A 14767-nucleotide genomic window follows, 5' to 3' on the forward strand; every position below is an offset into this window, starting at 1 on the left:
GCACCGCCTTTGATGATGTGCTCACGTGATCATGCGCTCCGGTTGGACACCAATCGGACGAGATCGGACAGCGCGACACGGGCATCATCGGCGATATCGGCGCTGGACAGCTGCTCCAGCGCGCGGTGCGTGTGTTCCTCGATACGAGACTCCACTGCCGCGAGTGCACCCAAGTCGACGATGAGTGAACACATTTCGGCGACCTGATGATCGGTGAGTGGCGTGCCGATCCAGGAGTGAAGCATGTCCTCGGCGGCGTTGTCGTTGAGGCGTGCCAGACGCAGGGCTTCGGCCAGCAGCACGGTGCGCTTTCCGGAACGCAGGTCGTCCCCGGCGGGTTTCCCGGTCACCTTGGGATCCCCGAATACCCCGAGCACATCGTCGCGCAGCTGGAACGCGACACCGATATCCAGTCCGACGTCACCGAGAAGTCGCGAGGTCTCCGGGTTCTCGGCCGCGATCGCGACACCCAGCTGCAGGGGCCGCTGCACCGTATAACCGGCGGTCTTGAAGCGGATGACGCGCATGGCGGTCTCGACGGATTCGTCGCCCGAGGATTCGGACAGGATGTCCAGATATTGGCCGCCGAGCACCTCGCTGCGCAGGATCGACCACACACCTCGGGCCCTCGCATGGGCTTGAGGGGACAGCTGTGCGCCGACCACCATGTCATCAGCCCAGGTGAGTGCCAGATCGCCGAGCAGGATCGCCGCAGATATGCCGAACTGTTCGGGGGAGCCGGACCAGCCGTTCTCACGGTGCAGGGCGGCGAATTCGATATGGATGGTGGGTTCGCCGCGCCGGGTGGCGGAGCTGTCGATGACGTCGTCGTGGATGAGCGCGCAGGTGTGCAGCAGTTCCAGTGCGGCACACACCCGCAGCACCTCGGGGTTCCACGGGTCGGGGTCGTCGGTGACCGCTCGCCAGCCCCAGTAGGCGAACGCCGGTCGCAGCCGCTTGCCGCCACGCAGCACAAACCGGTCGAGGGCTGTGATCGCATGCTCATAGTTCGGGCCGATATGCGCGGTGTGCTCACGGCATTCGGCCAGGAACTGGCTCAGTTGGTCGCTTACCGCGTCGGTCAGGTGCCGGGCGTTGGCAGCGGCTACGTTGACACTCAGCGGTGCGTCCTCTCAGGGTGTGGTGGTGGGTCCCGGATGCCTACAGGTCTCCGAGAGTGAACCTAGAGTAATCCCACCTATCCTGAACGGGTGACAACCAACCCGCTCGACCATGACGCATCGGTCGCCGAGCTGCAGGATCCGGGGTCGATCGCCGATCGACTGGCCGGGGTTCAGCCCGGTGATGTCGCGTTCTCGGTGGAGTTCATGCCGCCTCGCGACGAGGCCGCCGAGGCGCGGTTGTGGCGGGCGGCAAGAGTTTTCGAGCGGTATCAGCCGGTGTTCGTCTCGGTGACCTATGGAGCGGGTGGCTCCACGCGTGATCGCACGGTGCGGGTGACCGGTGAGCTGGCCGAGAACACCACCTTGCTGCCGGTTGCGCACCTGACGGCCGTCGGGCACACCGTCGATGAGTTGCGGGCCATGGTGGGCGCATACGTGGACCGTGGGATCACCAATATCCTTGCCCTGCGGGGCGATCCGGCTGGGGATGTGAATGCTGAATGGATTCCGCACCCCGGTGGCCTGACCTATGCCGAGGAATTGGTGCGGCTGGTTCGTGACCTGGGTGACTTCCACGTGGGTGTCGCCTCTTTCCCGGAGGGCCATCCGCAGGCGATCGATCTGGAGCGCGACACTGCCAATCTGGTGAACAAGCTGCGGGCCGGAGCGGAGTACTCCATCACCCAGATGTTTTTCGACGTCGACGACTACCTGCGGCTACGCGATCGGGTGGTGGCCGCCGACCCCGAACAGGGCGCCAAGCCGATCGTTCCCGGGCTGATGCCCATTACGTCGCTGCGGTCGGTGCGCCGGCAGGTGGAGCTCTCCTCGTCCACGCTGCCCGCTGCGCTGGAAGAACAGCTCTTGCGTGCAGCCGGGGACGGACCCGAAGAGGACCGCGACGAGGTCCGCAAGGTCGGTGTCGAGGTCGCCACGTCGATGGCAGCGCGGCTGGTCGCCGAGGGTGTTCCGTGCCTGCACTTCATGACCCTGAACTTCGCGCGGGCCACGTCCGAGGTGCTGGAGAACCTCGGAGTGCGGGTTACTCCGGGAACTGGTCGGGCGTAAACCGAGGGGACTGGTCGCGGTCCAGCCAGGCCAGGGACGCCACCAGGGCACCGATTAGCAGGGCGGAAATCGTTATGAAGATCGCGGCTCCGTTGAAGGAGCGGGTGCTGGGGTCGGTGTAGCGGGAGGTCGCGGTGAACGTGCTGACCACGCCGGGAGTGAGTTTCCACTGCACGGCGTCGGAGCCGAGCATCTCCCCGTTGGTGGATTCGATATCGCCGGGAAACGAAATGGCCAGCGACACATCGGCATCTGAGGTGTCTTCCAGTGCGGTGAGATCGGCACGACCTTCCAGTACCACCACATCGCCGTTGCGGCGCAGGGTGAGATCGAATCCGGCGGCGTTCTTGTTCATCCCGGCCAACTGGGGGACTTCGGCGAACGTCAGATCGTTGAAGATGGCGCGCGACCCCACCATGCCGTTCTCTTCGTACTCGCTGACCTGAACCTTCTGGGCGAAGGACATGTTGCGTTCGAGCTGAGGGCCCTTGTCGTCTTTACCTTGCGGTTTGGCGACAGCGATCAGTTGCCCCGAGACGTGATCGTCGGTGGTGACGGTCATCGAGGCCTTGACGCGCACGCATCCCGACAGCAGCGGCAACGTCGTCAACAACAGCACTGCGGCAATACGCGCCGCACGCCCAGGGCTAGTCATCGCGGCTCATCGTGCCAGACGGCGGTCACGTCGGCCTGTCGATATCCGGGTTCCAGCGGCAAAGCCCGGCCAAGCACTGCGAATCGTCGGGGGTCTCCCGCGAACTGGTGTTGCCGGATGACATCGGTGAACCCGAGTCGGCGGTACAACCGCCACGCCCGGTTGGACTCGCCGGTGATCTCGGGGGTCGACAGCAGCACATGCGATTCGGAGCGACCGGCCAGCAGCCGCCGCGCCAACGCCTCACCGAAGCCGTGGCCCTGGAGTCCTGGGTCGACGTGCAATTCCGTCAGTTCGAAATACTGATCGAGCAGGGCGCTGATGTGGTCGCGGGGCACCCCGGACTTGCGTAGTCCCTGGCTGACCTGTTGGTGCCACCACTGGTCGGCGGCACCGCGGTAGCCATAGGCGATCCCGACGATGCGTGCCTGGTCCATGTGATCCTGGATGGATCCGGCGCTGTCAGAGGATGGGTCGACCGGAGAATCAAAGATCGCGGCCGCCTGCCAGCCCCGTCTGCGGCTGTGTTCGAGCCACATCGGAGCACGCTGGTCCTCGGTGCCATGCGGATAGCCCATGGCGATGACGTAGACACGAAGTGCTTCGCTGAGCCTGCGCTGCATATCGCGTTGCGACAAGTCGGCCAGGAAGGTCGTCAACGTGCGTCCTTTTGGTTTCTATATGGGCTTCGGGTGTACCGCCGGGTTTATCACGCTCTGCCCATTCCTGGGCGTTGTCTCTGTTTTCGCCGAGTCCGTCGGCGCGCCGCGCCGTGTCGGTTGCCCGGTCGGTGTGGCTGGGAGATTGGTGGGTGAACCGGGTGGTATAGCGGGTATTCACCTCGTATTATGAACGTGAGGGTGTTGTAACCGCGGCACCCTTGATAAAACGACACGACATACTCAACCGGTTGCGATGCGCCAGAGGGAGGGACCGATGCCACTCTCCGAGCACGAGCAGCGCATGCTCGACCAGATCGAGAGCGCGCTGTACGCGGAGGACCCCAAGTTTGCGTCGAGCGTGCGCGGAGGACGCCTGGGCGCGACCTCCGGTCGCCGCCGTCTGCAGGGTGCGGCGCTCTTCTGCATCGGCTTGGCGATGTTGGTGATCGGTGTCGCCGTGCCCGCTACTCAGATCGGAAACTTCCCGGTCCTGAGCGTGATCGGATTCGTCGTCATGTTCGGGGCCGCGGTTTTCGCGATCATCGGAAGCCGGCGCTCCGAGGCGAGTGCCGCCGGGCAAGGGGGACCGGGCGCATCCAGCGGCCGCACCCGTCGCCCCCGCGCTGCCGGATCGTTCGCGCAGCGCATGGAAGAGCGGTTCCGCCGCCGCTTCGACAACTGACAAACCTCATCTAAAGCAGTCCGGACTCACAGACCCGCGCAGTCGGCGCGGGTCTGTTGCTGTATGCGTTGCTGCCTGAGCAGTCCCACTCTGGGACGACTCGCCATGGGGTGATCGCTCGCAAGCCTGTTCGCCCGTGCAGGCCAAATCGTTATCAACTCGTCCGGATGCCGGTGCCCCACTCGCCCCCACGGGTTTGACCTGGGGAAACGGCAAGCCGAAGCCATTCGTCGACCTTCTGGTGGGCGCATGGTGGGGAGACACGCGGCAAATCAGATTCAAAGTGGGGGATTGTGGGGTAAAGTGGCGCCTATCGGAGGGAAGGGTAGCTCCGAAGGGTTCCGGGCAGGGAGGTGTCGAGGTGTTTCTCGGTACCTACACGCCCAAGCTCGACGACAAGGGGCGACTCACATTGCCCGCCAAGTTTCGGGACGCGCTAGCGGGAGGGTTGATGGTTACCAAAAGCCAGGACCACAGCCTCGCCGTCTACCCGCGGGCCGAGTTCGAGCAGCTGGCCCGTAAGGCCGCCACGGCTTCTCGGAGCAACCCTGAGGCCCGTGCCTTTCTGCGCAACCTGGCGGCGGCCACCGACGAACAGCATCCAGATGCGCAGGGGCGCATCACCCTGTCCGCCGATCACCGGCGATACGCGGATTTGTCCAAGGACTGCGTTGTCATCGGATCCGTTGACTACCTAGAGATTTGGGATGCTGCGAAGTGGCAGCAGTACCTGGAGGAACACGAAGAGAACTTCTCGGCGGCCAGCGATGAATCCCTCAATGGCATCTTCTGAGCGAGCCCGCGAAGCGCGGCCTCTGTCCGATACGGCCCTGGCGTACTTCCCCGACGCCAGGTTCGCACCATCGGGCAGGGACCGGGCTGCGCGGGCTCCTCGCACCTACCAGCGCTCCCATTGGGGCGTTTTCCGCTCCCGGAGGGGTACCGCCGTGTCTGACAACGATTTTCCGGCTGGCTCCGGGGCTGGATTCGGCCATGTTCCGGTCATGCTCGGCCGCTGCTATGAGCTGCTCGCTCCGGCGCTGACCGCCAGGTCCGCGGATGGGGCGGGTGCGGTGCTGATCGATGCCACTCTGGGCGCCGGCGGGCACACCGAGCACTTTCTCTCCGTGCTGCCGGGCCTGACGGTGATCGGCCTCGATCGTGATACCAATGCCCTTGAGATCGCCCGGAAGCGGCTGGAGGCCTTCGGGAAGCGATTCACCGGAGTGCATACCCGCTACGACGGTCTGGCGGACGCGCTTGACGGGTTGGGTTACCGCGCAACATCTTCAGTTGACGCAGTGCTCTTCGATCTGGGCGTGTCATCCATGCAGCTCGATCAGGCCGATCGTGGTTTCGCCTATTCGGTCGACGCCCCGTTGGACATGCGGATGAATTCGCACGACGAGCTGACCGCCGCCGACATCTTGAACACCTATACGGCACCCGAATTGTCCAGGGTGCTCAGTAGATTTGGCGAGGAACGCTTCGCGCGGCGAATTGCAGACGAGGTCGTCCGGCGCCGCGCCGCCCAACCCTTTACGCACAGTGCGCAGTTGGTTGAGCTGCTGTACGACACCATCCCAGCGGCCACCCGTCGTACCGGGGGTCATCCGGCGAAAAGAACCTTCCAGGCACTGCGGATCGCAGTCAACGCCGAGCTCGAATCCCTTGCGGCCGCGATACCTACCGCCATGGCAGCGCTGCGTCCGGGTGGTCGTATCGCGGTCATGGCGTATCAGTCGCTGGAGGACAAGATCGTCAAGGCGGAATTTGCGGCCGCCATCGCATCTCGGTCACCGATCGACCTACCGGTCGAGCTGCCCGGTGACGCGCCGGAGTTCGCGGCGATCACCCGCGGTGCCGAGCGGGCCGACGAGGCGGAAATAGAAGTCAATCCACGGAGCGCGCCAGTGCGGTTGCGGGCAATCGAACGAGTTGCGGACAGGAGGAGCGCATGATTGGGGTGCGCAAGAAAGCCGGCGAGTCCCCCAAGAAGAGCAATCCCGCCAAGCCCGCTAAACGTCGTGGTGCCGCTCCCAAGTCGGTCGGCGCCGGCCCGTCGCCGCGTCCGCGCCGTTCCGCCCCGCAGACCATGCCGATCCCGGTGCAGCGCAAGGCTCCCGAGAAGATCCGCCCGGCGACCAGCACACAACAGGCGAAGGCTCGCGCGAAGGCCCGTAAGGCCAAAGCGCCCAAAGTCATTCGGATACCGCTACGCGAACGGATCCTTACCCGCCTCTCCGAGGTGGACCTGCGGCCGCATGTGTGGATCGCCAAGGTGCCGTTTGTTGTGTTGGTTATCGGTGCCCTGGGTGTCGGCTTGGCCATCACATTGTGGCTCTCGACCGACGCCGCGGAACGCTCCTATCAGCTGGGCACTCAGCGGCGCACCAACGAGCAGCTGCTGCAACGCAAGGAAGCCCTCGAGCGCGATGTGCTACGTGCGGAATCGGCGCCGGCGCTGGCGGATTCGGCGCGCGACCTCGGCATGATCCCATCGCGTGATATCGCGCATCTGGTACGGGACCCGCAGGGCAATTGGCTGCTGGTGGGCGCCCCGAAACCAGCTGAGGGTGTTGCGCCGGCACCGCTGAACTCCGTGATCCCCGACGATGCCGATGCCGTTCCTAAGGCCGGTAACTCGGTCGAGGTCCCCGTACAGCTGCCACCCGTACCGCCTCCGGTGGCTGTGGTGCCCCACATGCCCCCGCCGGCCGCGGTACCCGCGCCTGTAGTGGAAGCTCCTGCGGGGCAGGAACCTGTCTTGGCGCCGCCGGCTCCGGTCATGCCCGCTCCTGTGGTCGCCGCACCGGACCCCGCCGCCGTGATACCGCCCCCAGTGGCCGACGCGCCGCAAGCATCAAATATCGCGAATTCTCCAGTTACCGGGGAACAATTCAATCCCGTGGCAACAACGAGTCCCCACCCGACGGCGTGAACCGGCAGGATCGCTCCCGGCCGGTCGGCGCTCGCCGTGTCCGGCGTCCGGCGTCTGCCGTGTCGCGGACCGCTGGATTCGCTTTCCGTCATCGCACGGGCAACATCATCATTTTTCTGACGTTGGCCGTCGTCGCCCTTCAGTTGTTCACTCTGCAGGGACCGCGCGCGGCGGGTCTGCGTGCCGAGGCCTCGGGACAGCTGAAGGTCACCGAGACCGAGAAGGCGTTGCGTGGCACCATCGTTGACCGCGTGGGCAACAAACTGGCTTTCACCATCGAGGCTCGTGCTCTCACCTTCCAGCCGAAGAAGATTCGTGAGCAGCTCAAGAAGTCGTGGGAGGAAAGCCTGAAAATCCTCCAGGACCCCGGGAAGAGCGACGCCGTTAAGGCCGCGGCGGCGAAAACACGGGCGGTCGATCCGGAACGGCGGCTGCAGGATATCGCTGCCGGAGTGTCGGCCAAGCTCGGAAACAAGCCCGATGCCAAGAGCCTGCTGAAGAAGATCCGCAGCGACGACACCTTCGCGTACCTGGCGCGTTCGGTAGACCCGGCGATCGCCGCCGAGATCGTCAAAGAATTCCCCGAGGTGGGCGCCGAGCGGCAGGACATTCGCCAGTATCCCGGCGGATCGCTGGCCGCCAATATTGTGGGCAGCATCGACTGGGAGGGGTATGGCCTTCTCGGGCTTGAGGATTCGCTGGACAGCGCGCTGGCCGGTAAGGACGGTTCCCAAACCTACGACCGCGGCTCCGATGGCGCGGTGATTCCCGGCAGTTATCGGGACCGCCACAATGCCGTCAACGGATCCACCGTCGAGCTCACATTGGACAACGACATCCAGTTCTACGTGCAGCAGCAGGTTCAGCAGGCCAAGGACCTGTCCGAGGCGCGGACGGTGTCGGCGGTCGTACTTGATTCCAAGACCGGTGAGGTCCTGGCCATGGCCAACGACAACACCTTTGATCCGTCGCAAAACCTCGGTAAGCAGGGCAACCGCGAGATGGGCAATCTGTCGGTGTCTTCACCGTTCGAGCCCGGATCGGTCAACAAGGTCATCACCGCCTCGGCGGTGATCGAGAACGATCTGTCCAATCCCGATGAGGTCTTGCAGGTTCCGGGTTCTATCAACATGGGTGGCGTCACCGTGCGGGATGCGTGGCCACACGGAACAGTGCCGTTTACCACTACCGGTGTCTTTGGGAAATCGTCCAACGTGGGCACGCTGATGCTGGCCCAGCGGGTCGGCCCGGAACGGTTCATGGATCTGGTGGACAAGTTCGGTCTGGGCCAGCGCACGGGCGTCGGCCTGCCCGGCGAAAGCTCGGGCATCGTGCCGCCGATCGAGCAGTGGTCGGGCAGCACCTTCTCGAACCTCCCGATCGGTCAGGGCTTGTCGATGACGCTGCTGCAGATGACGGGTATGTATCAGGCGATCGCCAACGACGGAGTGCGGATGCCGCCGCGCATCGTCAAGAGCATCACCGCACCTGATGGCACCCGTAAGGAAGAGCCACGCCCCGAGCCGGTACAGGTGGTCAACGCCGGAACCGCGCGCACCGTGCGGAACATGCTGCGCGCGGTGCTGCAACCGGATGCGCGTCAGATCCAGAACGGCACCGGCGCGTCCGGCGCTGTCGAGGGCTATCAGCTGAGCGGCAAGACCGGCACCGCCCAGCAGATCAACCCGGCCTGCGGGTGCTACTTCGACGACGTCTACTGGATCACCTTCGCCGGCATCGCCACCACCGATGATCCCCGGTACGTCATCGGTATCGAGATGAACGCGCCGAAACGCGGGTCCGACGGATCGCCGCACATGACTGCGGCCCCGCTGTTCCACAACATCGCGTCGTGGTTGATGCGGCGCCAAAACGTGCCGTTGTCACCCGATCCCGGACCACCGTTGATCTTGCAGGCGACCTGAGCCGGTCCTCATCCGATGAGGGGACGACTGCTCGCCCGGTACTGTCGTTTGACGCCCGGAGGCCATGGGCAGCAGAAGAACGGCAGGAGGTGATCGCAGGTGGCGGCATCCGGAACCCACCGGTTCCTTCCCTCAACGCGCCCGCAGCCGGTCTCCGACCTCGCCTCATTGATTTCGGCGGAACTGCGTGGGCCCAGTGCCGCGACCGTCACCGGCGTCACGCTGCGAGCCCAGGACGCGCGGGCGGGTGACCTCTTCGCGGCGCTGCCCGGTAGTAGCGCCCATGGCGCACAGTTCGCGTCCGAGGCGATCGCTGCGGGAGCTACTGCCGTGCTGACGGATGCCGCCGGGGCACAGCTGCTGGCCGAGCAGAGCCCGGATTTCTCGGATATCGCGGTATTGGTCCACCCGGTTCCCCGCGCGGTGCTCGGTGCGCTTGCGGCGAAGGTCTACGGGGAGCCTTCCCGCCAGCTGCAGGTGGTCGGCGTCACCGGAACCTCCGGGAAGACCACGACCACCTATCTGGTCGAGGCAGGGCTACGGGCGGCGGGCAAGCGGGTCGGTCTCATCGGCACAGTCGGGGTACGCATCGACGGCGAGGATGTCCCCAGCGCCCTAACCACACCCGAGGCGCCCGCTCTGCAGGAGCTGTTGGCCGAGATGGTGCAGCGTGGCGTGGACACCGTGGTCATGGAGGTTTCCAGTCATGCGCTGGCGCTCAACCGTGTGGACGGTACGCGTTTCGCGGTGGGGGCGTTCACGAATCTTTCGCGAGACCACCTGGACTTTCATCCCAGTATGGAGGATTACTTCGCGACGAAGGCCCGGCTGTTCCAGCGTGATTCGCCGCAGCGGGCGCAGCGCTCGGTCATTTGTGTCGATGATGACGCCGGGCGTGCCATGGCCGAACTGGCGCGCGCGGCGGGTCCCGGTACCGTCACGGTGAGTTCAGGCGACGGTGCCGTCGCGGACTGGACCTGTTCGGACGTGGAGGTCGGCCCCGACGGCGGTCAGCGGTTTGCCGCGAATGGTCCGGCAGGCAGCGTTGAGCTCGGTATCGCATTGCCGGGTCACTACAATGTGGCCAATTGTATTGTGGCCATTGCGATCTTGGAATTGCTCGGGATCGCAGCGGTGACCGCGGCGCCGGGGATCGCGATCGCCGGTGTGCCCGGACGTATGGAGTCGGTGGTCGCAGGCCAGCCGTTTCTCGCTGTTGTCGACTATGCCCACAAACCGGGCGCACTGCGCGCCGTCCTGGAGAGTCTGCGCAGCCATCGAGACGGACGGCTGGGGGTGGTGTTCGGCGCGGGCGGTAACCGAGACCGTGGCAAGCGTGCAGATATGGGGCAGGTGGCAGCCGAGCTGGCCGATCTCGTGGTGGTTACCGATGACAACCCGCGCGATGAGGAACCATCCGCCATTCGCGCGGAAATCGTCTCCGGCACAACTGGTTCAGCTGCCGAAGTGATCGAGATCGGCGACCGGCGTGCCGCTATCGGCTTCGCCGCACGGTGGGCGCACCCGGGGGATACCGTCCTGATCGCGGGCAAGGGGCACGAGAGCGGGCAGCGCGTCGGCGCGGTTTCGGTCCCGTTCGATGACCGGGTGGAGCTTCGTGTCGCGCTGGAAGGGCTGGAAAGCTCGAAAGGACTCGGGAGTCTGAATGATTGAGATGACTGTCGCCGAGATCGCGGAGATCGTCGGTGGACGTCTCGACGGAATCAGTGCCGAGGAAGCCCTGCATACCACCGTCACGGGCACCGTCGAATTCGATTCACGCCAGGTGGGGCCCGGTGGACTGTTCTTGGCGCTGCCGGGTGCCCGGGTCGATGGTCACGATCATGCCGAGGGTGCGATCGCGGCGGGTGCCGTGGTCGTGCTGGCCGCCAGGCCGGTGGGTGTGCCCGCCATCGTGGTGCCGCCGACTGGCATAGCGCGTACCGAAGTATCTGCGCTGGAACATGATTCGGATGGGTCGGGTGCCGCGGTGCTGGCCGCCACCGCAGCGCTGGCGGCCGAGGTGGCCCGCCGGCTCTCGTGGCGGGGGCTGCGCATCGTGGGTGTCACCGGGTCGTCGGGCAAGACGTCGACAAAGGACCTCATCGCCGCGGTGCTCGAGCCGCTCGGTGAGGTGGTGGCGCCACCCGGATCCTTCAACAACGAGCTCGGCCATCCCTGGACCGTGCTGCGGGCGACGGATTCGACCAGGTTTCTGGTGTTGGAGCTGTCGGCTCGACGCCCCGGAAACATCGCGGACCTGGCCGCCATCGCGCCGCCGTCAATCGGTGTGGTGCTCAACGTCGGTACGGCACACCTGGGTGAGTTCGGTTCGCGACAGGCCATTGCCGACACCAAGGGTGAACTGCCGCAATCACTTTCCAGTGATGGTGTGGCGGTGCTGAATGCTGACGACTCGGCGGTGGCCGCCATGGCAGCCAAGACCCGGGCCCGGGTGGTCCGCACCAGCGCGCACGGCAGCGCCGATATCTGGGCGACAGACGTGAGCGTCGACGACCTGGCGCGTGCCCGCTTCACCCTGCATGCCGGTGACGAGGCCGTACCGGTTCAATTGGCTGTCCACGGCGAGCATCAGGTGAGCAACGCACTCGCGGCCGCCGCGGTCGCGCGGGAATGCGGCGCCACGCTGGCACAGGTTGCCGAAGCGCTCGCGGGGGCTGGTCCGGTCTCGCGGCGCCGCATGGAGGTCAGCACCCGAGATGACGGGGTGACGGTCATCAACGACGCGTACAACGCCAACCCGGATTCGATGATGGCCGGGCTCAAGGCCCTGGTGTCGATGGCTCGTCACGGTGCGCAGCCCCGTCGCAGCTGGGCGGTGCTGGGCGAGATGGCCGAGCTGGGGCCCGATGCGATATCCGAGCATGACCGCATCGGACGGGCCGCCGTGCGCTTAGATGTCAGTCGATTGGTAGTCGTCGGAACCGGGAGGTCGCAGCGGGCAATGCATGCGGGTGCAGTGATGGAGGGGTCGTGGGGGTCCGAGGCGGTGCTGGTGGACGATCCTGCGGCAGCCGCCACACTGCTGGCCGACGAGCTGGCGGCCGGTGACGTGGTGCTGGTCAAGGCGTCGCGGTCGGCCGGGCTGTGGGTCGTGGCCGATGAGCTGCTGAAGGTGGGTGACGCATGAGGCAGATCATCATCGCGGCCGGGATCGCGATCCTGGTTTCCATCATGCTGACCCCGGTGCTTATCCGGGTGTTCTCGCGGCAGGGCTTCGGTCAGGAGATCCGGGACGACGGACCGCAACATCATCAGAAGAAGCGTGGCACTCCCTCGATGGGCGGCGTCGCGATCCTGGCGGGTATGTGGGCCGGGTACTTCGGATCTCATCTGATCGGTATTGCGTTCGGATCCGATGGCCCCTCGGCCTCTGGGCTGTTGGTGCTTGCGCTGGCCACCATGCTCGGTGGTGTCGGTTTCATCGACGACTTCATCAAGATTCGCAAGGCGCGCAATCTCGGCCTCAACAAGACCTCCAAGACGGTCGGTCAGATCCTGTCGGCCTTGGTGTTCGGCGTGCTGGTGCTGCAGTTCCGCAATACGGACGGGTTGACGCCTGGTAGTGCGCAGCTGTCCTACGTGCGTGAGATCGCCACCGTGGCGATGCCCGCCGTGATCTTCGTGCTCTTCTGCGTGATCCTGGTGATGTCGTGGTCGAACGCGGTCAACTTCACCGACGGACTGGATGGGCTGGCCGGCGGATGCATGGCCATGGTGACCGGCGCCTATGTCATCGTGACCTTCTGGCAGTACCGCAACGCCTGCTCCACGCATCCCGGTGTGGCGTGCTACAACGTGCGCGACCCGCTGGACCTTGCCGTGATCGCCGCGGCGACGGCGGGTGCATGTATCGGGTTCCTGTGGTGGAACGCCGCACCCGCCAAGATTTTTATGGGGGACACCGGATCGCTGGCTCTTGGCGGCATCATCGCCGGCCTGTCGGTGACCACCCGAACCGAGCTGCTCGCGGTGGTGCTGGGAGCACTGTTCGTCGCCGAGATCGTGTCGGTGGTCCTGCAGATCGCCGCGTTCCGTACCACCGGCCGCAGGGTGTTCCGGATGGCGCCGTTCCACCATCATTTCGAGCTATTGGGTTGGGCGGAAACGACAGTCATCATCCGGTTCTGGCTGTTGACCGCGATTGCCTGCGGTCTCGGTCTGGCGTTGTTCTACGGCGAGTGGCTCGCCACGATCGGTGACTAACCGGCGATGACCGTTTCTGAGATGGACGAACTGCCCAGCCGAGCAAGGGTTCTGGTTTGCGGCGCGCGTGTCACAGGCGATGCCGTGGTCGCGGCGTTGACGGGGCTGGCCGACCTCGACCTGCGCATTACCGTCTGCGACGACAATGAGGACGCCCTGCGGGGCCATCGCGATGCGGGGCGCGGGGCGCTCACCACCGCCGAGGCGCAGCACCACATGGCCGATCAGGATCTGGTGATCGTCAGTCCCGGCTTCGGTCCTTCCTCGCCGATCGTGCTGGCCGCGGTGCATGCCGGGCTGCCCATCTGGGGTGATGTCGAATTGGCATGGCGTCTGGATGTTTCCGGCCGGTTTGGGCCGCCCAAGCGATGGCTGGTGGTGACCGGAACCAACGGAAAGACCACCACCACCGCCATGGTCCACGACATGCTGACGGCCGCGGGCCGCACCAGTGCGCTGTGCGGGAACATCGGCGACCCGGTGCTGAACGTGCTGGATCGCGATGTCGACTACCTGGCCGTCGAGCTGTCGAGCTTCCAGTTGCACTGGGCGCCCTCGGTGCGGCCGACCGCCGGCGTGGTGCTCAACGTGGCCGAGGATCACTTGGACTGGCACGGGGGAATGGACGCCTACACCCGGGACAAGGCGCGAGTGCTCGACGGCGAGGTCGCCGTCGTCGGTCTCGATGACGGGGTGGCGGCCGGACTGCTTTACGGCGCGGCGGCACCGATCAAGGCCGGGTTCCGCACCGGTGAACCCGGGGCCGGGGAGCTCGGAGTGCGTGACGGCCTGCTGGTGGACCGGGCGTTCGGGCCGGATGTACCCCTGATCGAGGTGGCCAAGCTTCCGGTCGCGGGTCCGATCGGTGTGCTCAACGCGCTGGCGGCCGCCGCGCTGGCGCGTGCGGTGGGTACGCCCGCGGAGGCTGTTGCGAGGGCGCTGGAGGCATTCCAGGTGGGGCGGCACCGTGCCGAGCTGGTGGCGCAGCGACACGATGTTTCGTACGTGGACGACTCGAAGGCCACCAATCCGCACGCTGCCGCGGCGTCCATCGCGGCCTATCGGCGCGTCATCTGGATTGCCGGGGGGTTGCTCAAGGGAGCGGCGGTCGATGATCTGGTGCGCGAATGTGCCGACCGGCTCGGTGCGGTTGTGCTGATCGGCACCGATCGGGGTGTGATTGCTGAGGCTTTGGCGCGACACGCGCCGGATGTACCCGTTGTTGCGGTTGTGACGCGCGAGGATGCTGGGGTGCAAGAGGCAAATGTGGTCTATGTGACTGATGAGGCGGATGGGGGTGGCGCTGATCTGGGTACCCGGGTCATGGCCGCGGCCGTCCGGCACGCCAGCGCTGTGGCCCTGCCTGGCGACACCGTGCTGCTGGCTCCGGCCGGCGCATCCTTCGACCAATTCAGCGGGTACTCCGAGCGTGGCGATCGATTCGCCGCGGCGGTGCGCGCACTTACCGGTTAGGTAATAGCGC

13 protein-coding genes are annotated in these 14767 nt (G+C 65.7%); 10 read left to right on the plus strand and 3 right to left on the minus strand.

The genetic code is table 11. The features are described from left to right. Positions 1-29: 29 nt before the first annotated feature. Positions 30-1085: a polyprenyl synthetase family protein gene (locus tag AOT83_RS17360; protein WP_165589963.1), complete on the minus strand. Its 1056-nt coding sequence runs from the start codon at positions 1083-1085 to the stop codon at positions 30-32. Positions 1086-1211: 126 nt separating this feature from the next. Here AOT83_RS17360 and metF point away from each other — a divergent pair, with 126 nt between their 5' ends. Then, complete coding sequence (gene metF / locus AOT83_RS17365) at positions 1212-2192, plus strand: methylenetetrahydrofolate reductase [NAD(P)H] (protein WP_057964665.1); 981 nt, start codon at positions 1212-1214, stop codon at positions 2190-2192. On the opposite strand, the gene AOT83_RS17370 is transcribed toward metF, so the two are convergent. Together AOT83_RS17370 and AOT83_RS17375 are read right to left on the minus strand one after the other, a co-directional pair. Further along, on the minus strand, positions 2167-2847 hold the full coding sequence (locus AOT83_RS17370) for a DUF3153 domain-containing protein (RefSeq protein WP_030095488.1): 681 nt from the start codon (positions 2845-2847) through the stop codon (positions 2167-2169). The genes metF and AOT83_RS17370 overlap by 26 nt on opposite strands. Next, positions 2844-3506 (minus strand): GNAT family N-acetyltransferase, encoded by a 663-nt coding sequence (locus AOT83_RS17375; RefSeq protein WP_057964666.1) that lies wholly within the window; start codon positions 3504-3506, stop codon positions 2844-2846. The genes AOT83_RS17370 and AOT83_RS17375 overlap by 4 nt, the downstream gene beginning before the upstream one ends. Before the next feature lie 277 nt (positions 3507-3783). Here AOT83_RS17375 and AOT83_RS17380 point away from each other — a divergent pair, with 277 nt between their 5' ends. From AOT83_RS17380 to murD, 9 genes are all read left to right on the plus strand, one after another. Next, positions 3784-4191, plus strand: a complete 408-nt coding sequence (locus AOT83_RS17380) for a DUF3040 domain-containing protein (protein WP_030095490.1) — start codon at positions 3784-3786, stop codon at positions 4189-4191. A gap of 361 nt (positions 4192-4552) precedes the next feature. Next, positions 4553-4984, plus strand: coding sequence for a division/cell wall cluster transcriptional repressor MraZ (gene mraZ / locus AOT83_RS17385; RefSeq protein WP_030095491.1), 432 nt, complete (start codon positions 4553-4555; stop codon positions 4982-4984). Next, positions 4971-6152, plus strand: a complete 1182-nt coding sequence (rsmH, locus tag AOT83_RS17390; protein WP_256364558.1) for a 16S rRNA (cytosine(1402)-N(4))-methyltransferase RsmH — start codon at positions 4971-4973, stop codon at positions 6150-6152. The genes mraZ and rsmH overlap by 14 nt, the downstream gene beginning before the upstream one ends. After that, positions 6149-7132, plus strand: coding sequence for a hypothetical protein (locus AOT83_RS17395; protein WP_030095493.1), 984 nt, complete (start codon positions 6149-6151; stop codon positions 7130-7132). The genes rsmH and AOT83_RS17395 overlap by 4 nt, the downstream gene beginning before the upstream one ends. After that, a complete protein-coding gene (locus AOT83_RS17400; RefSeq protein WP_044104426.1) occupies positions 7129-9057 on the plus strand; it encodes a penicillin-binding protein 2 in 1929 nt (642 codons plus the stop codon). Before AOT83_RS17395 ends, AOT83_RS17400 begins: the two co-directional genes overlap by 4 nt. 99 nt (positions 9058-9156) lie before the next feature. Further along, complete coding sequence (locus AOT83_RS17405) at positions 9157-10731, plus strand: UDP-N-acetylmuramoyl-L-alanyl-D-glutamate--2,6-diaminopimelate ligase (protein WP_057964668.1); 1575 nt, start codon at positions 9157-9159, stop codon at positions 10729-10731. Next, positions 10724-12208 (plus strand): UDP-N-acetylmuramoyl-tripeptide--D-alanyl-D-alanine ligase, encoded by a 1485-nt coding sequence (murF, locus tag AOT83_RS17410; RefSeq protein WP_057964669.1) that lies wholly within the window; start codon positions 10724-10726, stop codon positions 12206-12208. The genes AOT83_RS17405 and murF overlap by 8 nt, the downstream gene beginning before the upstream one ends. Beyond that, complete coding sequence (gene mraY / locus AOT83_RS17415; RefSeq protein ID WP_030095497.1) at positions 12205-13284, plus strand: phospho-N-acetylmuramoyl-pentapeptide-transferase; 1080 nt, start codon at positions 12205-12207, stop codon at positions 13282-13284. The genes murF and mraY overlap by 4 nt, the downstream gene beginning before the upstream one ends. A gap of 6 nt (positions 13285-13290) precedes the next feature. Further along, entirely contained in the window at positions 13291-14757 is a 1467-nt protein-coding gene (murD, locus tag AOT83_RS17420) for a UDP-N-acetylmuramoyl-L-alanine--D-glutamate ligase (RefSeq protein ID WP_057964670.1), read from the plus strand. Positions 14758-14767 lie beyond the last annotated feature (10 nt).

Origin of the sequence: Mycobacteroides sp. H001 (assembly GCF_001440005.1) — a bacterium.
In the GTDB taxonomy this organism is placed as follows: domain Bacteria; phylum Actinomycetota; class Actinomycetes; order Mycobacteriales; family Mycobacteriaceae; genus Mycobacterium; species Mycobacterium gwanakae.